This window comes from Streptomyces sp. bgisy159 (assembly GCF_965341775.1).
GTDB lineage: Bacteria > Actinomycetota > Actinomycetes > Streptomycetales > Streptomycetaceae > Streptomyces.
The window spans coordinates 1-19,745 of the sequence record NZ_CBDQZH010000037.1 but is presented as its reverse complement, the minus strand read 5'-3'; the positions used below and the strand labels follow the sequence as shown (position 1 = coordinate 19,745).

Annotated in this window: 21 protein-coding genes; 7 read left to right on the top strand and 14 right to left on the bottom strand. The window is 72.7% G+C overall.

The genetic code is table 11. The features are described 5' to 3' along the window. Nucleotides 1–104 precede the first annotated feature (104 nt). From ACSLTV_RS27770 to ACSLTV_RS27760, 3 genes are read left to right on the top strand one after another with little or no spacing between them, the layout of a single operon-like run. Complete coding sequence (locus ACSLTV_RS27770; RefSeq protein WP_432133433.1) at nucleotides 105–1,268, top strand: phytanoyl-CoA dioxygenase family protein; 1,164 nt, start codon at nucleotides 105–107, stop codon at nucleotides 1,266–1,268. A 22-nt stretch (nucleotides 1,269–1,290) separates the two neighbouring features. Further along, nucleotides 1,291–2,067 carry an SDR family oxidoreductase gene (locus tag ACSLTV_RS27765; RefSeq protein WP_432156758.1) on the top strand — a complete coding sequence of 259 codons (777 nt, stop codon included), beginning with the start codon at nucleotides 1,291–1,293 and terminating at the stop codon, nucleotides 2,065–2,067. A gap of 31 nt (nucleotides 2,068–2,098) precedes the next feature. Next, nucleotides 2,099–3,106 carry a Gfo/Idh/MocA family protein gene (locus ACSLTV_RS27760; protein ID WP_435613073.1) on the top strand — a complete coding sequence of 336 codons (1,008 nt, stop codon included), beginning with the start codon at nucleotides 2,099–2,101 and terminating at the stop codon, nucleotides 3,104–3,106. 149 nt (nucleotides 3,107–3,255) lie between these two features. Here ACSLTV_RS27760 and ACSLTV_RS27755 read toward each other — a convergent pair whose 3' ends face one another. The 5 genes from ACSLTV_RS27755 to ACSLTV_RS27735 are packed head-to-tail and all read right to left on the bottom strand — an operon-like array spanning nucleotide 3,256 to nucleotide 7,770. Continuing rightward, a complete protein-coding gene (locus ACSLTV_RS27755; RefSeq protein ID WP_435613072.1) occupies nucleotides 3,256–3,837 on the bottom strand; it encodes a GNAT family N-acetyltransferase in 582 nt (193 codons plus the stop codon). A 22-nt stretch (nucleotides 3,838–3,859) separates the two neighbouring features. After that, nucleotides 3,860–4,762, bottom strand: coding sequence for a sugar phosphate isomerase/epimerase family protein (locus ACSLTV_RS27750; protein WP_432133435.1), 903 nt, complete (start codon nucleotides 4,760–4,762; stop codon nucleotides 3,860–3,862). 1 nt (nucleotide 4,763) lies between these two features. Further along, nucleotides 4,764–5,669, bottom strand: a complete 906-nt coding sequence (locus ACSLTV_RS27745; protein ID WP_432133436.1) for an ATP-binding cassette domain-containing protein — start codon at nucleotides 5,667–5,669, stop codon at nucleotides 4,764–4,766. A gap of 5 nt (nucleotides 5,670–5,674) precedes the next feature. Further along, on the bottom strand, nucleotides 5,675–6,751 hold the full coding sequence (locus tag ACSLTV_RS27740) for an ABC transporter permease (protein WP_432133437.1): 1,077 nt from the start codon (nucleotides 6,749–6,751) through the stop codon (nucleotides 5,675–5,677). Beyond that, the gene (locus ACSLTV_RS27735) at nucleotides 6,751–7,770 is read right to left on the bottom strand and encodes a sugar ABC transporter substrate-binding protein (protein WP_432133438.1); all 1,020 of its coding nucleotides are present in this window, start codon (nucleotides 7,768–7,770) and stop codon (nucleotides 6,751–6,753) included. Before ACSLTV_RS27735 ends, ACSLTV_RS27740 begins: the two co-directional genes overlap by 1 nt. 284 nt (nucleotides 7,771–8,054) lie before the next feature. Here ACSLTV_RS27735 and ACSLTV_RS27730 point away from each other — a divergent pair, with 284 nt between their 5' ends. Together ACSLTV_RS27730 and ACSLTV_RS27725 are read left to right on the top strand one after the other, a co-directional pair. After that, a complete protein-coding gene (locus ACSLTV_RS27730; protein ID WP_435613071.1) occupies nucleotides 8,055–8,813 on the top strand; it encodes a GntR family transcriptional regulator in 759 nt (252 codons plus the stop codon). Nucleotides 8,814–8,916: 103 nt separating this feature from the next. Continuing rightward, nucleotides 8,917–9,435 (top strand): cupin domain-containing protein, encoded by a 519-nt coding sequence (locus ACSLTV_RS27725; protein WP_432133440.1) that lies wholly within the window; start codon nucleotides 8,917–8,919, stop codon nucleotides 9,433–9,435. Between the two features lie 46 nt (nucleotides 9,436–9,481). Here the strand turns inward: ACSLTV_RS27725 and ACSLTV_RS27720 are convergent, their stop codons facing one another. From ACSLTV_RS27720 to ACSLTV_RS27710, 3 genes are all read right to left on the bottom strand, one after another. After that, the gene (locus ACSLTV_RS27720) at nucleotides 9,482–10,243 is read right to left on the bottom strand and encodes an SDR family NAD(P)-dependent oxidoreductase (RefSeq protein ID WP_432133724.1); all 762 of its coding nucleotides are present in this window, start codon (nucleotides 10,241–10,243) and stop codon (nucleotides 9,482–9,484) included. A 2-nt stretch (nucleotides 10,244–10,245) separates the two neighbouring features. After that, nucleotides 10,246–11,424, bottom strand: a complete 1,179-nt coding sequence (locus tag ACSLTV_RS27715) for an acyl-CoA dehydrogenase family protein (RefSeq protein WP_432133441.1) — start codon at nucleotides 11,422–11,424, stop codon at nucleotides 10,246–10,248. Between the two features lie 128 nt (nucleotides 11,425–11,552). Then, complete coding sequence (locus ACSLTV_RS27710; protein ID WP_432133442.1) at nucleotides 11,553–12,125, bottom strand: TetR/AcrR family transcriptional regulator; 573 nt, start codon at nucleotides 12,123–12,125, stop codon at nucleotides 11,553–11,555. Nucleotides 12,126–12,343: 218 nt separating this feature from the next. On the opposite strand from ACSLTV_RS27710, the gene ACSLTV_RS27705 reads away from it, so the two are divergent. Further along, nucleotides 12,344–13,090, top strand: coding sequence for a DUF4232 domain-containing protein (locus ACSLTV_RS27705; RefSeq protein WP_435613070.1), 747 nt, complete (start codon nucleotides 12,344–12,346; stop codon nucleotides 13,088–13,090). An 18-nt stretch (nucleotides 13,091–13,108) separates the two neighbouring features. On the opposite strand, the gene ACSLTV_RS27700 is transcribed toward ACSLTV_RS27705, so the two are convergent. From ACSLTV_RS27700 to ACSLTV_RS27675, 6 genes are all read right to left on the bottom strand, one after another. After that, complete coding sequence (locus tag ACSLTV_RS27700) at nucleotides 13,109–13,768, bottom strand: SDR family NAD(P)-dependent oxidoreductase (protein WP_435613069.1); 660 nt, start codon at nucleotides 13,766–13,768, stop codon at nucleotides 13,109–13,111. Then, a complete protein-coding gene (locus ACSLTV_RS27695; protein WP_435613068.1) occupies nucleotides 13,759–14,010 on the bottom strand; it encodes a hypothetical protein in 252 nt (83 codons plus the stop codon). Before ACSLTV_RS27695 ends, ACSLTV_RS27700 begins: the two co-directional genes overlap by 10 nt. A 2-nt stretch (nucleotides 14,011–14,012) precedes the next feature. After that, complete coding sequence (locus ACSLTV_RS27690; RefSeq protein ID WP_432133446.1) at nucleotides 14,013–14,579, bottom strand: DUF4383 domain-containing protein; 567 nt, start codon at nucleotides 14,577–14,579, stop codon at nucleotides 14,013–14,015. A gap of 137 nt (nucleotides 14,580–14,716) precedes the next feature. Then, nucleotides 14,717–15,961, bottom strand: coding sequence for an NAD(P)/FAD-dependent oxidoreductase (locus ACSLTV_RS27685; protein WP_432133447.1), 1,245 nt, complete (start codon nucleotides 15,959–15,961; stop codon nucleotides 14,717–14,719). Nucleotides 15,962–15,987: 26 nt separating this feature from the next. Then, complete coding sequence (locus tag ACSLTV_RS27680) at nucleotides 15,988–18,126, bottom strand: MMPL family transporter (RefSeq protein WP_435613067.1); 2,139 nt, start codon at nucleotides 18,124–18,126, stop codon at nucleotides 15,988–15,990. Nucleotides 18,127–18,340: 214 nt separating this feature from the next. Continuing rightward, a complete protein-coding gene (locus ACSLTV_RS27675; protein WP_435613066.1) occupies nucleotides 18,341–18,835 on the bottom strand; it encodes a MarR family winged helix-turn-helix transcriptional regulator in 495 nt (164 codons plus the stop codon). 230 nt (nucleotides 18,836–19,065) lie between these two features. Here ACSLTV_RS27675 and ACSLTV_RS27670 point away from each other — a divergent pair, with 230 nt between their 5' ends. Further along, nucleotides 19,066–19,692 (top strand): pyridoxamine 5'-phosphate oxidase family protein, encoded by a 627-nt coding sequence (locus ACSLTV_RS27670; protein WP_432133450.1) that lies wholly within the window; start codon nucleotides 19,066–19,068, stop codon nucleotides 19,690–19,692. Nucleotides 19,693–19,745 lie beyond the last annotated feature (53 nt).

Below are 19,745 nucleotides of genomic sequence, written 5' to 3'. Positions count from 1 at the left end.
ATCGCTTGAGGGGTTTTTGATGGCTTGCTGCCGGTTGTTCGAGGTGTTTGTCATGACAAGAATGGCAGAGCCCCACCGCACCTCGTGACCCCGAAGGGACGCCGATGTCCTTCACGTTCGCCGCGTCCGCCGGTCGGCCGGCCGAGCAGGACTGCCGCCTGGACGACCTGCGCGCCCTGGTCGAGCGGTCCACCGGCCTCGCCGGCTATCCGCACGCGTCGTCGGTGGCGGAGGGGGTGCTGGTGTACGACGCCGAGCGGCTGCGGGCGGCGCCCGGGCACGCGGTGCGCACCGAGCTGGTGCGGGCGCTGGCGGACGGGCCCGGCGTGGTGGTGCTGCGGGGCGCGTTCCCCGAGCCGACGGTGGTGGACCGGATGACGGCGGTCTTCGAGGCGCTGATCGCCGAACAGCGCGCCTCGGGCACGGCGGCCGGCGACCACTTCGCCCGGCCCGGCGCCAACGACCGGGTGTGGAACGCACTGGAGAAGGCCGCGCTGTACGACCCGGAGGCGTTCGCCGACTACTACGCCAACGACATGGTGGCGCTGGTGTCGACGGCCTGGCTGGGCCCCGGCTACCAGATCACCTCGCAGGTCAACGTGGTGAATCCGGGCGGTGCCGCCCAGACCGCGCACCGCGACTACCACCTGGGCTTCCTGTCCCGGGCGACGGCGGCGGCCTACCCGGCGCACGTGCACCGCCTCTCCCCCGTGCTGACCCTGCAGGGCGCCGTGGCGCACGGCGACATGCCGCTGGAGTCCGGGCCGACCCTGTACCTGCCGTACTCGCAGCGCTACGAGCCGGGCTATCTGGCCTGGCGGCTGCCCGAGTTCCAGGAGTACTTCGGCACGCGCCGGGTGCAGCTGCCGCTGGCGAAGGGCGACGCGGTGTTCTTCAACCCGGCGGTGTTCCACGCGGCCGGCGCCAACCGAACGGCCGACGTACGGCGCACGGCGAACCTGTTGCAGGTGTCGTCGGCGTTCGGGCGGGCGATGGAGACGGTGGACCGCGAGGCGGTGGTGAACGCCGTCTATCCGGTGCTGCTGCGGCGCGCCGCGCAGGGCGCGGAGCCGTCCTGGGCGGAGCGGGTCATCGCCGCGAGCGCCGACGGCTATCCCTTCCCCACCAACCTGGACAGCGACCCGCCGGTGGACGGCCTGGCACCGCCCACGCAGGCGGACACCCTGCGGCGGGCGCTGCGCGAGCGGTGGACACCGGACACCCTGCGCGAGGAGCTGCGGGCGGGCGCGGAACGACGGGAGAGCTGACGTGAGAGACGAGGGCACGCCCATGGGACTCCTCGACGGCAAGGTCGTCCTGGTCAACGGCGGCAGCCAGGGGGTGGGCGCGGCGGTCGTGCGGGCCGCGGTCCGGGAGGGCGCGCGCGTGGCGTTCTCCGGGCGGCGCCGGGAGCCCGGCGAGGAGCTGGTGGCGGAGCTGGCGGCGGCCGGCGCCCGGGCGATGTTCGTGGCGGCCGACCTGGCCGACGCCGAGCGGGCCCGCGCGGTCGTCGCGGAGGTGGTCGACGCCTTCGGCCGGGTCGACTGCCTGGTCAACTCGGCGGGGCTGACCACGCGCGGCACCCTGCTGGACACCACGCCGGAACTGTTCGACCGGCACATCGCGATCAACCTCAGGGCGCCGTTCTTCGCGATGCAGGCGGCGGTCGCCGACATGCTGGCGCGCGAGGCGCCGGGGACGATCGTCAACATCATCACGTCGTCGGAGCACGGCGGGCAGCCCTTCCTCGCCCCGTACGTCGCCGCCAAGGCGGGCCTGGCCGGGCTGACCCGCAACGCCGCGCACGCCCACCGCTGGGACCGCGTCCGGATCAACGGCCTGAACATCGGCTGGACGGCGACCGAGGGCGAGGACGCCACCCAGCGGGCCTTCCACGGCGCCGGCGACGACTGGCGCGAGCAGGCGGCCGCGCGGCTGCCGATGGGCCGGCTCGGCCGACCGGACGAGATCGCCGACTTCGTCGTCCTGCTGCTGTCCGACCGGTCCGGCGTGGTCACCGGTTCGGTGATCGACTGGGACCAGAACGTCCTCGGCGCCCTCGACTGACCGCACCCCTTCCCCTGAGGAGCAACACCCCATGCGCATCGGAATCCTCGGCCTCGGCCGCATCGGCGCCTTCCACGCCGAGACCCTCTCCCGGCTCCCGGCCGTCGAGTCGCTGGTCGTCACCGACCCCTTCGCGGACGCCGCCAAGGCCGCGGCCGAGCGGTTCGGCGCCGAGGTCGCCGACTCGCCGGAGGCCCTGCTCGCCGCCGGCGTGGACGGCATCGTCGTCGCGGCGGCGACCGATGCCCATCCGGCGCTGATCCTCGCCGGGGTCGAGGCGGGCGTCCCCGTCTTCTGTGAGAAGCCGGTGGCGAGGACCATGCGCGAGGGCGTCGAGGTGGCGCGGGCCGTCCAGGGTCGGGGGGTGCCGATCCAGATCGGCTACAACCGCCGCTTCGACGCCGGTTTCGTCGCCGCCCGCGAGGCCGTGCGCGCCGGTGAGCTGGGCAGGCTGCACACCGTGCGGTCCACGACGCTGGACCCGGCGCCGCCGCCCGCCGCGTACGTCGCCGCCTCCGGGGGCATCTTCCGGGACTGCTCCGTCCACGACTTCGACATCATCCGGTGGGTGACGGGGCGTGAGGTGACCGAGGTGTACGCGGTGGGCGGCAACCGGGGCGCCGACTACATCGCGGCGGCGGGCGACGCCGACACCACGGGCGCGGTGCTGACCCTCGACGACGGCACGATCGCGGTCGTCTCCAACAGCCGCCACAACGGCCGGGGTTACGACGTCCGTCTGGAGCTGCACGGCTTCGACGACTCCCTCGCGGTCGGCCTCGACGACAAGCTGCCGCTGCGCTCGGCCGAGCCCGGCGTCACCTTCCCCGCGGGCACCCCGCACGACTTCTTCATGGACCGCTTCACCGAGGCGTACCGGGCCGAGCTGACCGTCTTCACCGAGGTGGTCGCCGGCGACCGCCCCTCCCCCTGCACCGTCGAGGACGCCCTGGAGGCCGGCTGGATCGCGGAGGCCTGCACGCTGTCCCTGCGCGAACACCGGCCGGTGACGATCACGGAGGTACGGGCGCGGGACTGACAGGTCCGCGCCGCGGCCGTCCTGCCCGCCCGGCGGTCCCGAAACGGGGCGGCGGCCCGAAGGCCCGCGCGTGAGCGCGGGCCTTCGGGCGTGTACCGGGGCTTTCACCGGGGCGGACCACGGCGGCGCGAGGGCGGCCGTGGGGCTGTTCACCCACGGGCCGTCGCTCTCCTCACGTGCAGGTGGCCGTCCGACGGGAAGTCGGGGGGTACGGCGGGCAGCGACCTCTCGTAGGGGTAGCCGCTCTTGTGGGCGACCCGGCAGGACGCCGTGTTGTCGGCCTGGTGGAGGAGTTCCAGGCGGGTCAGCCAGGGGTGGGCGGTGAACGCCCAGTCGGTCAGGGCGCGCAGGGCTCTGGGGGCGACGCCCCGGCCGCGGGCGTGGGCGGCGGTCCAGTAGCCGACCTCGGCGCTCTCGGACCGCGGGGTCAGGCCCTTGAGGACGGCCTGTCCGGCCAAGACGTCCTCCCCGCCGTCCGACGGGGTCTCCAGGACGGCGAACGCGAGCCGCTCTCCCCGCTGCCATGCCTGTGCTTCCCGCCGCAGCCACCGGTGCGCGTCGGCCTCGTCGGCCACGCGGTGGCTGGTCCAGCGGCGCAGCGCCGGGTCCCGGCACGCGGCGAGCAGGGCGGGGGCGTCGTCGTCCCGCCAGGGGCGCAGCAGCAGCGCGGGGGCCGACGCGGTGGCGTCGGCCCCCAGGCGGGTGTCCGGTCGTACGGCGGCCTCGTCCATGCACCGAGCCTAAGGCTGGTGTTCAGGCGCCGCAGGACCTCAGGAAGCGGCGGGTGCGGGTCGCGATCGGCAGGGGCCGGTCCGGCTCGCACGGGTACATGTCCTGCTCGACGATCGCGAACAGCTCCACGCCCAGCTTCTGCGCCGCCGCGAGAACGGGCTCCAACTCCGGTATTCCGGAGGGTGGTTCGCACATCACTCCCTGGGCGACGGCCGGCCCGAAGGGGGTGCCCTTCGCCCGTACGTCGGCGAGGACGCCGGGATCGACCTGCTTGAGGTGCAGGTAGCCGATGCGCTCGCCGTACGTCTCGATCAGGCGGACGCTGTCGCCGCCGCAGTAGGCGTAGTGACCGGTGTCCAGGCAGAGGTTGACGAGTTCGCCGTCGGTGGAGTCGAGGAACCGTTCGACGTGGGCCTCGGTGTCGATGTGGGTGTCGGCGTGCGGGTGGACGACGATGTCCAGGCCGTACGTCTCGCGCACCTCGTGTCCGAGGCGTTCCATGCCCTTGGTGAGGTGGGCCCACTGCTGTGCGGTCAGCTCGGGCGGTTCCAGGATCTCGGCGGTCTTGTCGTCGCGCCAGAAGGACGGGATGACGACGAGGTGCCGGGCTCCCACGGCCCGGGTGAGCGCGGCGACCCGGCTGACGTGCGCCCAGGTGGACTCCCAGACGGAGGGTCCGCGGTGCAGGCCGGTGAAGACGGTGCCCGCGGACACCCGCAGGCCGCGCCGGCCGATCTCGTCGGTGAGGCGGGCGGGGTCGGTCGGCAGATAGCCGTACGGGCCGAGTTCGATCCAGGAGTAGCCGGCCTCGGCGACCTCGTCCAGGAACCGCTCCCAGGGCACCTGCCGCGGGTCGTCGGGGAACCAGACGCCCCAGGAGTCGGGGGCCGAGCCGACGCGGATGCGGTCGAGGGGGTCGGGCATGTCAGCGCGTCCCTTCGGGGGCGTCGGCGGCGGGCGCGGCGAGGCCGTTCGCCTCGGGCAGTTCCTCCAGGTGGGTGCCGTGGACCTGGGCCAGTTCGTGCTTGAGGGCGGCGAGTTCGGCGCCGCCGGCCATGTGGTTGGTGAGCTCTTCCAGGGTGACCTCGCTGCGGTCGGCGGAGAGTTCGAGGGTGCCCAGGCGGAGCACGCTGAAGTGGTCGCCGACCATGTAGGCGTGGTGGGGGTTGTGGGTGATGAAGATGACGCCGAGGCCGCGGTCGCGGGCGGCGGCGATGTACTTCAGGACCACGCCGGACTGCTTGACGCCGAGGGCGGCGGTGGGCTCGTCGAGGATGAGGACGCGGGCGCCGAAGTAGACGGCGCGGGCGATGGCCACGCACTGGCGCTGGCCCCCGGAGAGTGTGCCGATGGGCTGTTCGAGGTCGTCGAGGACGATGCCCATCTCGCGCAGTTCGTGGTCGGCGGTGCGCTTCATCCTGTCGATGTCCAGGCGCCGGACCGGCCAGGGGCCGCGGGTCATCTCGGAGCCGAGGAAGAAGTTGCGCCACACCGGCATCAGCGGGACGGTGGCGAGGTCCTGGTAGACGGTGGCGATGCCCCGGTCCAGGGCCTCGCGCGGGGTGCTGAAGCGCACCGGGGCGCCGTCGACGAGGAACTCGCCCTCGGTGTGCTGGTGCAGCCCCGAGACGATCTTGATGAGGGTGGACTTGCCCGCGCCGTTGTCGCCGAGGACGCAGGTCACCTTGCCCGCGTGGACCGTGAGGTCGACGCCGTGCAGGGCGCGGACGTTGCCGTAGGACTTGCCCGCGGCGCGCAGTTCGACGAGGGGGCCGTCCGTGGGGACGGGGCCGGTCAGGACGGCGCCGTGGGTTCCGGGTCGCTGGGTCATGCGGGTCACCTCCTGGTCGCCGTGCGCTGGACCCACAGGTTGATGAGGACGGCGCCGAGCAGCATGACGCCGAGGAACGCCTTGAACCAGTCGGGGTTCCAGCCGGCGTAGACGATGCCCTGGTTCACCATGCCGAACATGAAGGCGCCGAAGACCGGGCCGATCGCGCTGCCGTAGCCGCCGGTGAGCAGACAGCCGCCGATGACGGCCGCGGCGATGTAGATCAGCTCCTGCCCGACACCCTCTCCGGACTGCACGGTGTTGAACGAGAACAGGTTGTGCATGCCCATGAACCAGGCGCCGAAGGCGACGGTCATGAACAGGGTGATCTTGGTGAAGTTCACCGGGACGCCGACGGCCCGGGCGGACTCCTTGTTGCCGCCGACGGCGAAGATCCAGTTGCCGAACCTGGTGCGCAGCAGCACCCAGGTGGCGAGGGCGGCGAAGACCAGCCACCACACCACGGTGATCTTCACCTCGATCCCGCCCACGTCGAAGGAGGAGGCGAAGACCGCCTTGGCCTGGTCGAAGCCGTCCATGTCGCTGATGTCGTCGGTGGCGACGTTGCCGGTGACCAGCTTGGTCACCGCGAGGTTGACGCCCTGGAGGATCAGGAAGGTACCGAGGGTGACCAGGAAGCTGGGCAGCCCGGTCCGGACCACCATCCAGCCGTTGAACCAGCCGATCGCCAGGGACAGCGCCAGGGCGAGGAGCACACCCGTCCACACGTTGACGCTCAGCTGGAAGCTGAGCATGCTCGCGGTCAGCGCCGAGGTGATCACGGCGACGCCGGACGACAGGTCGAACTCGCCGCCGATCATCAGCAGCGCCACGGGCAGCGCCATGATCCCGATGGTCGACGACTGGTAGAGCACGGTGGCCATCGAGCCGCCCTGGCGGACGGTGGGCGCGGCGATCAGGAAGAACACCAGGACCGCGACGGCGCCGAGGAACACGCCGACCTCGGGCCGGGCCAGCAGACGCAGGGCAAGCGGGCGTTCGGCCGTCCGGCCGTCCTTCTGGGGCGGGCCGGAGGCCGGCGGTGCGGGCACCGCCGGCGCAGCCTTCTGGGTCATGCTCATCACCGGGTGCCCTTCGCGGCGAACTCCGCCACCGCGTCGACGTTGTCCTTGTCCACGATCGCCGGGCCGGTCAGCACCGGCTGCTCGCCGCCGCCCATGTAGTTGCCGTTGGACTTGTAGAGCCACAGCGAGTCGACGGCCAGGTAGCCCTGGAGGTAGGGCTGCTGGTCGACGGCGAACTCGATGGAGCCGTCCTTGATGGCGCCGGTCAGCTCCTTGTTCAGGTCGAAGGTGGCGACCTTCGCCTTGCCGCCCGACTCGGCGACCGACTTGGTGGCGGCCAGCGCGATGGGGGCGCCGAGCGTGATCACGTGGTCGATGGCGGGGTCCTGCTTCAGCTTCGCGGTGATCGTCGACTGCACCGAGGGCCGGTCGGCGCCGTTGACGTAGAGGTTCTCGACCGAGCCGGAGAAGGACTTCTTCACGCCGTCGCAGCGCTGGGTCAGGCCGATGTTGCCCTGTTCCTGGATGACGCAGACGGCCTTCTTGGCGCCGAGTTCGTTGAGCCGGTTGCCGAGGCCCTGGCCGGCCACGGTCTCGTCCTGGCCGAAGAACTCCAGCAGGCCGAGCTTCTTCCACTCGCTGACACCGGAGTTGAGGCCGACGACCGGGATGCCGGCGGCGTCGGCCTTGGCGATGACGTCCTTCAGCGCGTCCGGCTTGGCGAGGGTGACGGCGATCCCGTCGACCTTCTGGTCGATGGCGTTCTGCACCAGCGTGGCCTGCTTGCCGGCGTTCGGGTCGGCGGAGTAGACCAGCTCGATGTTGTCCTTCGCGGCGGCGGCCTCGGCGCCCTTGCGGACGATGTCCCAGAAGGTGTCGCCGGGCGACTGGTGGGTCACCAGCGCCACGGTCATCCGGGGCGTGGAGGCCTTGCCCGCGGCCGCGCCGCTCTCCCCCTCCTCGGCCTTCTTGCCGCCGGAGCTGCTGGAGCAGCCTGCCACGGTCAGTGCCACCGCCGCGGCCATGGCCACGACCGGGGCGAATCTGCGGGAGCGGGAGGAAGTAGAGCGGTCCATCTGCCTGCACCTCACTGTGCTGCGGGGGAGACGACGAGATATCCGGAAAAAGATCGTTCCTGATCGTCAGCGACGGTCAGGTCCCGGAAGCGCCTGGTGCGCCGTTGGGACGCGATCCAATCCCCCGGGAGCGCCCACTGTCAATACTTTGTAAGGACATCATTTCAGGAACAGGTCCGAATGTAAGTACAAAGCATTGACACGGGTGTCCGCGCGCCCTACACCTGAGGGGACGATCTCTACCCCGTGCACCCGCGCGTCACCCACCGACCCAGGAGATGCCGATGGCGAGGACCTCCGCACTCGACGCGCTGCACTTCGCCCTGGACCGCACCAGCCCGGTCCCGCTCTACTACCAGCTCGCCCAGCAGTTGGAGGCGGCGATCGAGCACGGGGCGCTGGCCCCGGGCAACCTGCTCGGCAACGAGATGGACCTGTCGACCCGGCTCGGCCTGTCCCGCCCCACCGTCCGCCAGGCCATCCAGTCACTGGTGGACAAGGGGCTGCTGGTGCGCCGGCGCGGCGTCGGCACCCAGGTCGTGCACAGCCAGGTCAGGAGACCGCTGGAACTGAGCAGCCTCTACGACGATCTGGAGGCGGCCGGGCAGGGCCCGACCACGCAGACCCTGCGCAACGAACGGATCCCGGCGGCCGCCGATGTCGCGGCCGCGCTGGGCGTCCCGCAGCACAGCGAGATCGTCGTACTGGAACGGCTGCGCCGCACCCACGGCCAGCCGGTGGCGTGCCTGTGCAACTACCTGCCGCCGGACCTGCTCGACCTCGACACGACCCGGCTGGAGTCCACCGGCCTCTACCGCATGATGCGGGCGGCGGGCATCACCCTGCACAGCGCCCGGCAGACCATCGGCGCCCGCTCGGCCACGGCCGGGGAGGCCGAGCGGCTGGACGAGGAGGCGGGGGCGGCCCTGCTGACCATGCAGCGCACCGCGTACGACGACACCGGCCGCCCGGTGGAGTACGGGACCCACATCTACCGCGCCTCCCGCTACGCGTTCGACTTCCGGCTGCTGGTCCGGACCTGAGGAGGGGGCTCCGGGCGGATCGCGTCCGGTGCCGAATTGACCCATGATTTCAGTGCCGGAATGACACAGGCGCCGGGTCACTGCGGACCATAGGGTCGTGATCATGACTGAGAAGACACCTGCCGAGCCCACCACCCCGTCCTTCCAGGCGTTGCTGACCCGCGGCGCGGACGCCGAGACCTGCGCCGATCCGAGCAGTGTGATGACCCTGCTGGGCGAGTCGGACGGCACCCCCGGCGGCTTCACGAGCTACCGGTCCCGCTTCGCCGAGGGCGCGGTGGGCGCGCCCGCCCACTTCCACACCAGGGCGACGGAGCTGTTCTTCGTCCTCGACGGCTCCCTGCGGGTGCTGGTCGGCGACGAGGTGACCGTCCTGGACGAGGGGGACTTCCTGGCGGTGCCGCCCCGCACGCCGCACGCCTTCGCCGCGGCGCCCGGCCGCGAGGCGGACGTCCTGTTCGTGTTCACCCCGGGCATGGGCCGCTTCGACTACCTGCGCCTGCTCGGCCGGGTGATGCGCGGTGAGGCCGACCCGAAGGAGATCGCCGAGTCCGCGGACAGGTTCGACAACCACTACGTGGACAGCCCGCTGTGGCGGGCGACCCTGGAGGGCTCCGTGTGACCGGCTTGGCAGGAACCCTCGGACGGACGGGCCGCCCGGCGAACGGCTACCTGGGCGCCATCCGCAGCGCCCCGTCCATCCGGACGGTCTCCCCGTTCAGATAGTCGTGGTCGACGATGGCCAGCGCCAGCTTCGCGTACTCCTCCGGCTGCGCGAACCGGTGCGGGAACGGCACCCCCGCCGCCAGCGACGTCCGGAACTCCTCCGACACCGTGGCCATCATCGGCGTGTCCACGATCCCGGGCGCGATCGTGCACACCCGAATCCCGTACTGCGCGAGATCACGGGCGGCCGGCAGCGTCAGCCCGACCACACCGCCCTTGGACGAGGCGTACGCCGCCTGCCCGATCTGCCCGTCGTACGCGGCGATGGACGCCGTGTTGACGATGACGCCGCGCTGACCGTGCTCGTCGACGGCCTCGGTCCCGGCGATGGCCTCGGAGGCGAGCGCGAGCACGTTGAACGTGCCGACCAGGTTGATTTGGATCACCTTGGCGTACAGGGCGAGGTCGTGCACGCCCCTCTTGCCGAGGATCCGCGTCGACGGGCCGATGCCGGCGCAGTTGACGACCGTGCGCAGCGGCACGCCGGACCCGGCGGCGGTGGCGACGGCCGCCCGCACCTGCTCGGGGTCGGTGACATCGGCGGGCACGTAGCTCACGCCGGGCACCTCGGGCGCCTTGTCGACCGCGTCCTTCAGGTCCAGTGCGAAGACCCTGGCGCCCCGCTCGGCGAGTGCCTTCGCGGTGGCCGCGCCCAGGCCGGACGCACCGCCGGTGACGAGGGCGGCGGTGTTGTCGAGCTGCATCATCACTCCTTGCCGAGGACGGTGAGCACACCGCCCTCGTTCCGGTCCAGCGCCCGGGAGATGACCAGGCGCTGGATCTGGTTGGTCCCTTCGAAGATCTGCATGACCTTGGCCTCGCGCATGTAGCGCTCGACGGGGAAGTCACGGGTGTAGCCGTACCCGCCGAGCACCTGCACCGCGTCCGTGGTCACCTTCATGGCATTGTCCGTGGCCACGAGTTTGGCGACCGACGCCTCCCGGGTGAAGGGCAGCCCCTGGTCCTTCAGCCGGGCGGCGGCCAGCGCGGTGGCCCGCGCCGACTCGATGGCGGCGCCCATGTCGGCGAGGACGAAGGCCAGCCCCTGGTGCTCGATGATCGGCTTGCCGAAGGTCTCGCGCTCACGGGCGTAGCGCACGGCGTGGTCGAGGGCGCCCTGGGCGAGCCCGGCGGCGACGGCGGAGATACCGAGCCGGCCGCAGTCCAGCGAGGCGAGGGCGATCTTGAGCCCCTGGCCCTCCTCGCCGATCCGGCGCTCCAGGGGCACGCGGACGCCGTCCAGCCGCATGGTGGCGGTGGCGGACCCGGTGAGCCCCATCTTCCGCTCGGGCGGGTCGGCGCTCAGGCCGGGCGCGTCGGCGGGGACCAGGAAGCAGGAGATGCCGTGGGTGCGGTCCTCGGAGGTGCGGGCCATCACCGTGTAGAAGTCGGCGTAGCCACCGTGCGTGGTCCAGGCCTTGGCGCCGTCGAGGACGTAGTGGTCGCCGTCGCGCACCGCGCGGGTGCGCATGGCGGCCGGGTCGGAACCGGCGTGCGGCTCGGACAGGCAGTAGGCGCCGAGGAGTTCGCCCCCGAGCATGTCGGGCAGCCACTTCGCCCGCTGTTCCTCGGTGCCGAAGGCGGCCAGCGGGAAGCAGGCCAGGGCGTGCACCGAGACGCCCACGGCGACGCTGGACCAGACGGCGGCGATCTCCTCCAGGACCTGGAGGTAGACCTCGTACGGCTGGCCGGCCCCGCCGTGCTCCTCCGCGAACGGCAGACCGAGCAGTCCGCTGCGGCCGAGCGTGCGGAAGACATCGCGCGGGAACACCCCGTCCGCCTCCGCGTCGGCGACCCGTGGTGCGAGTTCCTTGGCGGCGAGGGTGCGCGTCAGCTGGATGAGCTGTACGGCTTCCTCGGTCGGCAGGGCGCGAGTGGCAGGCATGGTGACCTCCACGGAAAGTGATACTGGATTGAGTACGAACGTATCATTCCCAGTACGGCAGCCGAGCGCAACGCGTGCCGGTGCACAGTCCGGTAACGGTCGGAGCGCGGCCTCCGCCGAGCCGGGCCTCAGGAGGCCACGGCGTGCACGATCAGCGACGCGAGCTGCTCGTACGCCTCCGCGTCGGAGAGCCCGGTGCGCGCCTGGAGTTCGCCCTGCTGGATCTGGCGCATGGTCGCGGCGGCCACCTCGCCCACGAACGCGGCGTGCACGTCCCGGAAGGCCCCGTCGGCGACGCCCTCGGCGATCAGCTGCCGCACCCGCTCGGCCGCCATCCGGGTGTTCGCCTCGTAGACCTCGCGGGCGGGCGGGAAGTCGGCCACGTCGTCGAGGAAGCGGCGGGAGAGCGGGCGGAGCTGCTCGGCCACGGCGGTCAGGTAGGCGCGCACACGGTCGGAGGGCACGGCGGTCTGCGCGACCCGCTTCTCCACCGCCTCCGTGGCCCCCCGGAAGTAGTGCTTGACGACCTCCACCACCAGCCCCTGCTTGCTGCGGGCGAGCTGGTAGAGCGTGGTCTTGGAGCAGCGCAGCCGTTCGGCGAGGTCGTCGAGGGTGAGGTCCGAGAACCCCTCCGCCGTGAGCAGCGCGACGAGTCGTTCCAGCAGGTCGGCCTGGCGGGCGGTACGGCGGGTGCGCGGCATGATCCCAGCGTAACGGCGCCGCTCCGGCCGCCGGCCGGGCAGGGGCTTGAAGCGCGCTTCAAGTCAAGCCCCCTTGCGGCGGAACCGACCGTTCCCTGTACCCGGTCGGTAACAGAGCTGTGGGACAGGTGTGCGAGGGCGGTCCCCGGCGCAGGTTCTGCTCGCACGCGGCAGTCGAGAGCCGCTGTGCCCGACCCGACCGACCACGGGGGAACACCATGAACACCGGAAGGACCACCGGAAAGACCACCGGAAAGACGGCGAAGATCGGCTGGAACAGCTGGAACACCGGGAACACCGCTGTCCGCGAGAACGGGGCACGTCCCACTGGCTGGAGGCCCGGCGTGCTGGGAGCCGCGGTGGTCGCGGCGCTCCTGGCGTCCACGGCGTGCGCGTCGGGCGCGTCCGGCGCGACCCAGGCGTCGGTCGGCGCCGAGTCCCCGGCACGGCCGGTAGCGACGAGCCCCACCCGGCCGGACGCGACGCCGTCGGGGCGGCCGGGCGGCGGCACCGCCGCCGTCCCCGCCTGCACCCAGGAGTCCCTCGGAGTCTCCGCCGTCCGGGAACCCGCGGACGCCGAGGACGCCCGGCACCTCCTCATCACCGTGCAGAACAGCGGTGACGAGAAGTGCGCGCTCTACCGCTACCCGCACGTCCGGCTCGGGGCCGACGCCCGGACGACGGTGCCGGTGATCGAGGAGAGCGACCCGGATCCGGGTGTGCCCGTCGTCATCGCTCCGGGCCGGGAGGCCTACGCCGCTCTGCTCGTGAGCGGCGGCGCCAGGGACGAGTACGAGGCGAGGAGCATCACCCTCACCCTCCAGGGGCGCGCCGACGGCTCCCATGCGGGGGCGCCGATCGACGTCCCCATGCCGGTCGACACCCTCTACGCGGACGACGGCCAGCTCGTCACGTACTGGACCACCGCTTCCGGCTTCGCCCTGGACTTCATCATGTCGAAGTGACCACCGTGCGGCGAGTCGTCAGTCCCGGGGCGCCGTGAGGGCGTCGAGGATCACGTCCACGGCCTCGTCGACCGTGCGTCCCGGGGGCAGGGCGGGCGGGGCCCCGCCCACGGCGCGTTCCGCGAACCCGGACGCCACGTGGGGCAACCGGACGTCCAGGACGGCGACGCCGGCGCGCCGCCGTTCCCGCCGCAGCGACGCCAGCCAGGCCGCCAGCGCGGCCTTCGCCGCGGCGTAGTCGGCCATGCCGACGGGCGCGGCGTCCACGACGGCTCCGGTCACCGCGGCGAGGGCGCCGCCTGGCGGCACTTCGCTGAGGGCGGCGCGCAGGACGGCCATCGGGGCGAGCGCGTTGACGGTGAGCAGGTGCTCCGCGACGACGTCGCCGACCTTCTCGGCCGGGCCGAACCCGGCGACTCCGACGCAGACCGTCACCGCGTCCAGACCGCCGAGTTCGGCGACGGCCCAGGGGACCGCGCGGGCACAGCCGTCCAGGTCGTAGGCGTCGAAGCGGCGGGCCGGGGCGTCGCCGCAGGCGGCCGACACCCGCGCCAGCCGGGCCGGGTCGCGGCCCGCCACGGCGACCCGCGCCCCCTCGTGGTGCAGCCGCTCGGCCAGGGCACCGCCGATGGCACCGGTGGCACCGGGCACCAGGACGCGGGCGCCGGTCAGCTCCATGGTCCGTCTCCTGTCCCGTCGACGGTGACGCGATGTGTCGCGGTGAGTCGATGCGGCGTGGTGAAGCGGCGCGGCGCCGTGAAGGGACCCGGCGCCGTGAAGGGACCCTGCTGGGTGAAGCGGCCCTGCTGTGTGAGGCGGCCTTGCTTGGTGAGGCGGCCTTGCTTGGTGAGGCGGCCCCGCTTGGCGAGGCGGCCCCGCTTGGCGAGGCGGCCCCGCTTGGTGAGGCGGCGCGGGAGCACCGTCAGTCCTCTGCGGATGTCATCGCGGGGGCGGACGCACCGCCCCGTGCGGCGCCCAGGGCGCTCTGGCGGGCCCGGCGCCGCGCCGCCACCGACTCGTGGGCGGCCTCGCGCGGGTGCCGGCGCCGCCAGTAGGGGTTGTCGTGCGGCAGCCTGCCCGACACCCGGCCGTACATGCCGAAGCAGGCGATGATCAGGCCCATCACGAAGCTGAACATCACGTTCGTCATGCCGAAGTCCAGGACGTTGGCGGAGCGGTCCAGGACGAAGACGTGGAAGAAGCCGCTCAGCAGGAACAGTGAGCCGACGGTCATGTTGAGGGTGGAAGCGAAGTTGCCTCCCACCACGGCGCCCGCGATCAGCGCGAGTCCCACGAGGACCGAGATCAGGCTGAGCAGTCCGTTGGTCGGCATTCCCGCGATCCGGGTCCCGTCGGTGTCGAAGGGGCTGAGCCGGTCCGCGAACCCCAGGCAGCCGAACACCAGCAGGATCACCCCGCACAGGCCGGCGCCGTACCGGTACACCCGGGCCAGCCGGTGGTCCACGGGAAGTTCGTCGCGAAGCCGCATGGCGTCTCCTCTGTCGTGCCGCCGAGCGCCCTCCCACGACGGAACCGGTGTCCCGTCCGCTCTTGCCGGCTCTTCCCCGGGACCGCGGTGAACGGTTGCAGCTCCGTTCGGGTGAGTGCCGGCCGGCCTCGGGAACGTCACCCCGCGCGCAGGTCGTGCAGCACCTCGCGCGCGGCGCGCGCCCCCGAGGCCAGCGCGCCCTGTACGGAGCCGGTGGCGCGGTGGTCGCCGCACACGTACCGGCCCGCGGCGACCCGCGTGGTCCGTGACAGGGGCTGCGGGGGTGGCATGGCGGGCAGCGCCTGGTCCACGGTGCGGACGGTGAGCAGGTCCCAGCCGTCCGTGCCGGTGCCGTACGCCTCCCCCACCGCCGTCCGGACCTCCCGCTCCCTGCCCTCCGCGTCGCGGCCCAGCACCGAGGTGGCGACGAGGGTGTGGCCGGGCGGGGCGTGACCGGGCACCACCTCGCTGAGGACGCAGGTGTTGAGGAAGCGGAGCCGGGTGTCCACCAGCAGCGTCGGCTCGTCGAGCGGGGACCGGGGCGCCACGTGGTAGTACGTCGTCACGGTCCGGTAGGCGGGCACGGCGACCCCGGGCATCAGGGCCGTGACGGGGCCGGGGCCGGTGGCGACCACCACCGCGCGCGCGGGCAGTTCCCGGCCCCCGGCCGTCAGGGCGCCGTCGTCGGTGAGCCGTTCCACGGGTGTCTCCCGCAGGACGGTTCCCCGGGGCAGGGCGTCCGCCAGGGCCCGGGGTACGGCTTCGATGCCGTCGGCGGGCAGGCACAGGGTGCCGCGCAGCATGCTCCGCCACACGAGGTGGAAGAAGCGTCCGGAGGTCTCCAGCCGGTCCTCCAGGAAGACGCCGGACAGGAACGGGCGGAAGAACGTCTCGACGAACGCGTCGGAGACGCCGGCCTCCGCCAGCGCGGTGCGGGTGGTGGTGTCGGCGAGCCGTTTGAGCAGGCGGGGCGGAGCCAGCATGTCCCGGGCGCAGAGCACGCCGAGGGCGGCCAGGTCGCGGGGTCCGGCGAGCCGCCCGGGCAGCAGGTCGGGCAGCGTGCGCGGGCGGCGGGTGGGGTCGGTGAAGCGCAGCCGGCCGCGCGGGCTGTGGATGAGGACGCCGGGGGTGAAGGGCCTCAGACGCAGGACGCGCAGCGGCAGCCGGCGCCGGACCTGCGGGTAGGAGGTGTTGAACACCTGGAACCCGCGGTCCACGACGAAGCCCTCGACCCGGTCGGAGCGCATCCGTCCACCCACCTGGTCACTCGCCTCCACGACCCGCACGTCGACGCCGGCCGTCAGCAGGTCCCGGGCACAGGCCAGACCGGCCACACCGGCCCCGACCACCAGCACATCCGTCGTGTCGCGCACCGCAGGCACGTGACCACCTCTCCCGTTCGTCGGCCTCAGGTCCTCTCCGCGTGTTCGGCGGGTACCGCGTCCCCGGATGCGACACCCTTCCCGGCGGGTTCCTCCTTGCTGAGCGAGCCGGGCCACCAGGCGGTGCGGTCCAGGTCGCGCACGAGCGCGGGCACCAGCAGCGAGCGCACCACGAGTGTGTCGAGCAGGACCCCGAAGGCCACGATGAAGGCGATCTGCACCAGGAACGCGAGCGGGATGACGCCCAGCGCCGCGAAGGTGGCGGCGAGGACGACGCCGGCCGAGGTGATGACGCCGCCGGTCGCCACCAGTCCGCGGCGTACGCCCTCCCTCGTGCCGTGGCGCAGCGATTCCTCGCGGACCCGGGACATGAGGAAGATGTTGTAGTCCACGCCCAGGGCCACCAGGAAGACGAACCCGTACAGGGGGACCGAGGAGTCGGTACCGCTGAAGCCGAAGACGTGGTCGAAGACCAGCGCGGACACCCCCAGGGTGGCCAGGAAGTTGAGCGCGACGGTGGCGACCAGGAGCAGCGGCAGCAGCAGCGCGCGCAGCAGGCCGACGAGGATCACCAGGATGATCGCGAGCACCACGGGCACGATGAGGGTCCGGTCGCGTTCCGCGGTGCGCTGGGTGTCGTACTGCTGGGCGGTGTAGCCGCCGACCAGGGCGTCCGCCTCGGGCAGTGCGTGCAGGGCCGTCCGCAGCCGGGCGACGGTGGCCTTGGCGGCGTCCGTGTCGGCGCCGTCGGCCAGGGTGGCGTCGATCATGACCCGTCCGTCGACGACCCGGGGCTCACCGGCGCCGGGGCGCCCGGACACCGTGACGACGTCGGCGGAGTCGACTCCCTTCACGCCCGCCGCGGCGGACCGCACCTCGGCGGCCGACCCGGCGTCGGCGATCACGACGGCCGGGTTCCCGGCGCCGCCGGGGAAGTGCTCGGCGAGGGTGGCCTGGGCGGCGACGGAGGGGGCGTCGTTCACGAAGATCTCGTCGAGCGGAACGCCCTTCGACTCCAGGGTGGGCCAGAACGCGGCACAGGCCAGCAGCGCGGCGAGGGTGCCCGCCCACACCCTGCGGGGGGCGCGGTCGACCAGCGCGGCGACCCGGCGCCAGACCGAGTGCTCCTCGGCGCGAGCGGTGTGGGGTTTCGCGGGCCAGTAGGCGGCACGGCCGAGCAGGACGAGCACGGCGGGCAGAAACGTCAGGGCGCTCAGCACGGCGCAGGCGATGCCGATCGCGCCCACCGGCCCGAGGGCCCGGTTGTTGGTCAGGTCGCTGAGCAGCAGGGCCAGCAGTCCGAGGGCCACCGTGGCGGCACTGGCCGTGACCGGTCCGACGGACTGGCGCAGCGCGGCGCGCATGGCGGGGACGCGCTCGCCGTCGCGGGCAGCGAGTTCCTCGCGGTAGCGGGCGGTGAGCAGCAGGGCGTAGTCGGTGGCGGCGCCGATGACCAGGATCGACAGGATGCCCTGCACCTGGCCGTCGACGCGGACGACGTCGTGGTCGGCGAGCACGTAGACCACCGCGCAGGCGAGGCCGAGGGAGAACACCGCGCCGATGATGATCAGCAGGGGCAGCAGCACGCTGCGGTAGACCAGCAGCAGGATGACCAGGACGGTGGCGAGGGCGACGCCCAGCAGGAGCCCGTCGATGCCGGCGAAGGCGTCGGACAGGTCGGCCTGAGTGGCGGCGGGGCCGGTGATCCACACGGTGGTTCCCGGCACCGAGGAGGCGGCCTTCTCCACGGCCGCCAGCGCGGTGGGCAGTTCCTCCCCGAGATCGGGACGGAGCTGCACGACCGCGCGGAGCGCCTCCTGGTCGGTGGACGCCAGCGCCGGAGAGGGAGCGCCGAGGACGCCGGGCCGGCCCTCCAGGCCGGCCACCGCCCGGGTGGCCTCCGCCCGGACGTCCGGCGCGAGGCGCCCGCCGTCGGTGGCGGTCCAGACGACCACCGCGGGCAGCGACTCCTCCTGGCGGAACGCCTTCTGCGCCTCGATGACGCGAGTCGACTCGGCGCTGCGGGGCAGGAAGGCGGCCTGATCGTTGGTCGCCACCTCGCCGAGCCGGCCCGCGAAGGGGCCTAGGGCGCCGCCGACGGCGAGCCAGACGACGACCAGGAGCAGCGGCAGCGACCGGAGGACCCAGCGCGGCATTCGGGACATGACACTCCAAGCGGACACGGATAACTCGATCAGCAATCATCTTGAGCAGTAACAATCTCAATGATTGAGAGAGATTGAAGCATGGCACACTTCCTTCGCCCTCAGACGGTCCGGTGGATGCGGTGTCGGCGGCCCGATTCCCGACGCTCCGGCTCCGACGCCGAAAGCCGGGACCGGGAGTGGGGCTGGGACCGGGGCCGGGGCCGGTCCGCGGTCAGCGGCGCGGCACGCGCAGCCGGCCCAGCTCGGTGTTGAGCGCGGTCAGATAGCGCAGCACCACGGCGAGCTCGCCCTCGTCGAACTGACGGCGGGTCTGCTCCTCGGCCCGTGCGAGCGGCATGAAGTAGGTGCGGGCGGCGGCCCGCGCCCCCTCGACGTAGTGCACGTGGACGATCCGGCGGTCGGCGCTCTCCCGGATGCGCCGGACGTGCCCGGCACGTTCCAGCCGGTCGAGACACGCCGTCACGGCGCCCGACGTCAGCCCGAGGTGCTCACGCAGCTGCCCAGGGGTCGGCGGGTCGGGGCTGTCCAGCACGAAGGACAGTGCCTGGACGTCGGTGGGGTGCAGTCCCTGAGCCTGAGCGAACCCGTGCACGAGCCGGTTGACCTCGCCGATCGTCCGCCGCAGGGCGACGGCGAAACTCTGCGCGTCCCCGGGCGCCCCGGCGGCGGGTCCACCACCGGTCTCGTCCTGTTCTCCCCTGGCCACGCGGCCAGCGTATCCAAGGCGGCCCCGACGACGGCCGCCAGGGGACGGCCGCCCGGGGACCGGGGTCCGACGCGGAGGCGGCCGACGCCCGTGACGGGGGCCGCGCGCTTCCGCCGGGGGGCCGCGGTGCCGTGCAGCCGGCCGGAGCCGGCTTGCCTTTGCGGGCGGAGGCGGGGTCGATAAGGTCGATGATCGAGCACATTTCGGCGGCGACGACCGGAGGGGACCGAATGAGCCGGTATGCACAGTTGGCATTCACCGAGAGCGTCCGGGGTGTTCAGGAGGAGCGCGGCAGCGCCTTGGCCATGGCGCGGCTGCTCGCGCTCGACTCCGCGGAGCCCGACCGGCTGGGCCCCGCCGAAGCGGCCTTCATCTCGGCCCGCGACGGGTTCTACCTCGCCAGCACCGGTGAGGCCGGCTGGCCCTACGTTCAGTTTCGCGGCGGGCCGCCCGGATTCGTGCACGTGCTGGACGCCGGGACACTCGCCTGGGTCGAGGTACGCGGCAACCGGCAGTACATCACGACGGGCAACCTGCGCTCCGACGACCGGGTGTCGCTGTTCTTCATGGACTACGCGCAGCCCACCCGGCTGAAGATCTTCGGCCGCGCCGAGACCCTGGATCCGGCGCGGCACCCGGAACTCCACGAGGCGCTCGCCGACGTCCGCACGGACGGCCCGCTCGAACAGCTCATGGTGATCCGGGTCGAGGGAATCTTCTGGAACTGCCCCAAGCACATCACCCCGCGCTACTCGGAAGCCGAACTCGCCCAGGCGCTGCAACCGGTGCGGGAGCGGCTGCGGATGCTGACGGAGGAGAACCGGGCCCTCAAGGAGCAGCTCGGCACCCGGGACTGACCGGTGCCCCGCCGACGGCAGCGGGGGGGGGGGGGGGGGGGGGGGGGGGGGGG

Excerpts from the sequence above, each read along its gene's own strand:
- ACSLTV_RS27770 (WP_432133433.1), top strand. The coding sequence starts at position 105 with ATGTCCTTCACGTTCGCCGCGTCCGCCGGTCGGCCGGCCGAGCAGGAC.
- ACSLTV_RS27765 (WP_432156758.1), top strand. The coding sequence starts at position 1,291 with ATGGGACTCCTCGACGGCAAGGTCGTCCTGGTCAACGGCGGCAGCCAG.
- ACSLTV_RS27760 (WP_435613073.1), top strand. The coding sequence starts at position 2,099 with ATGCGCATCGGAATCCTCGGCCTCGGCCGCATCGGCGCCTTCCACGCC.
- ACSLTV_RS27755 (WP_435613072.1), bottom strand. The coding sequence starts at position 3,837 with ATGGACGAGGCCGCCGTACGACCGGACACCCGCCTGGGGGCCGACGCC.
- ACSLTV_RS27750 (WP_432133435.1), bottom strand. The coding sequence starts at position 4,762 with ATGCCCGACCCCCTCGACCGCATCCGCGTCGGCTCGGCCCCCGACTCC.
- ACSLTV_RS27745 (WP_432133436.1), bottom strand. The coding sequence starts at position 5,669 with ATGACCCAGCGACCCGGAACCCACGGCGCCGTCCTGACCGGCCCCGTC.
- ACSLTV_RS27740 (WP_432133437.1), bottom strand. The coding sequence starts at position 6,751 with ATGAGCATGACCCAGAAGGCTGCGCCGGCGGTGCCCGCACCGCCGGCC.
- ACSLTV_RS27735 (WP_432133438.1), bottom strand. The coding sequence starts at position 7,770 with ATGGACCGCTCTACTTCCTCCCGCTCCCGCAGATTCGCCCCGGTCGTG.
- ACSLTV_RS27730 (WP_435613071.1), top strand. The coding sequence starts at position 8,055 with ATGGCGAGGACCTCCGCACTCGACGCGCTGCACTTCGCCCTGGACCGC.
- ACSLTV_RS27725 (WP_432133440.1), top strand. The coding sequence starts at position 8,917 with ATGACTGAGAAGACACCTGCCGAGCCCACCACCCCGTCCTTCCAGGCG.
- ACSLTV_RS27720 (WP_432133724.1), bottom strand. The coding sequence starts at position 10,243 with ATGCAGCTCGACAACACCGCCGCCCTCGTCACCGGCGGTGCGTCCGGC.
- ACSLTV_RS27715 (WP_432133441.1), bottom strand. The coding sequence starts at position 11,424 with ATGCCTGCCACTCGCGCCCTGCCGACCGAGGAAGCCGTACAGCTCATC.
- ACSLTV_RS27710 (WP_432133442.1), bottom strand. The coding sequence starts at position 12,125 with ATGCCGCGCACCCGCCGTACCGCCCGCCAGGCCGACCTGCTGGAACGA.
- ACSLTV_RS27705 (WP_435613070.1), top strand. The coding sequence starts at position 12,344 with ATGAACACCGGAAGGACCACCGGAAAGACCACCGGAAAGACGGCGAAG.
- ACSLTV_RS27700 (WP_435613069.1), bottom strand. The coding sequence starts at position 13,768 with ATGGAGCTGACCGGCGCCCGCGTCCTGGTGCCCGGTGCCACCGGTGCC.
- ACSLTV_RS27690 (WP_432133446.1), bottom strand. The coding sequence starts at position 14,579 with ATGCGGCTTCGCGACGAACTTCCCGTGGACCACCGGCTGGCCCGGGTG.
- ACSLTV_RS27680 (WP_435613067.1), bottom strand. The coding sequence starts at position 18,126 with ATGTCCCGAATGCCGCGCTGGGTCCTCCGGTCGCTGCCGCTGCTCCTG.
- ACSLTV_RS27670 (WP_432133450.1), top strand. The coding sequence starts at position 19,066 with ATGAGCCGGTATGCACAGTTGGCATTCACCGAGAGCGTCCGGGGTGTT.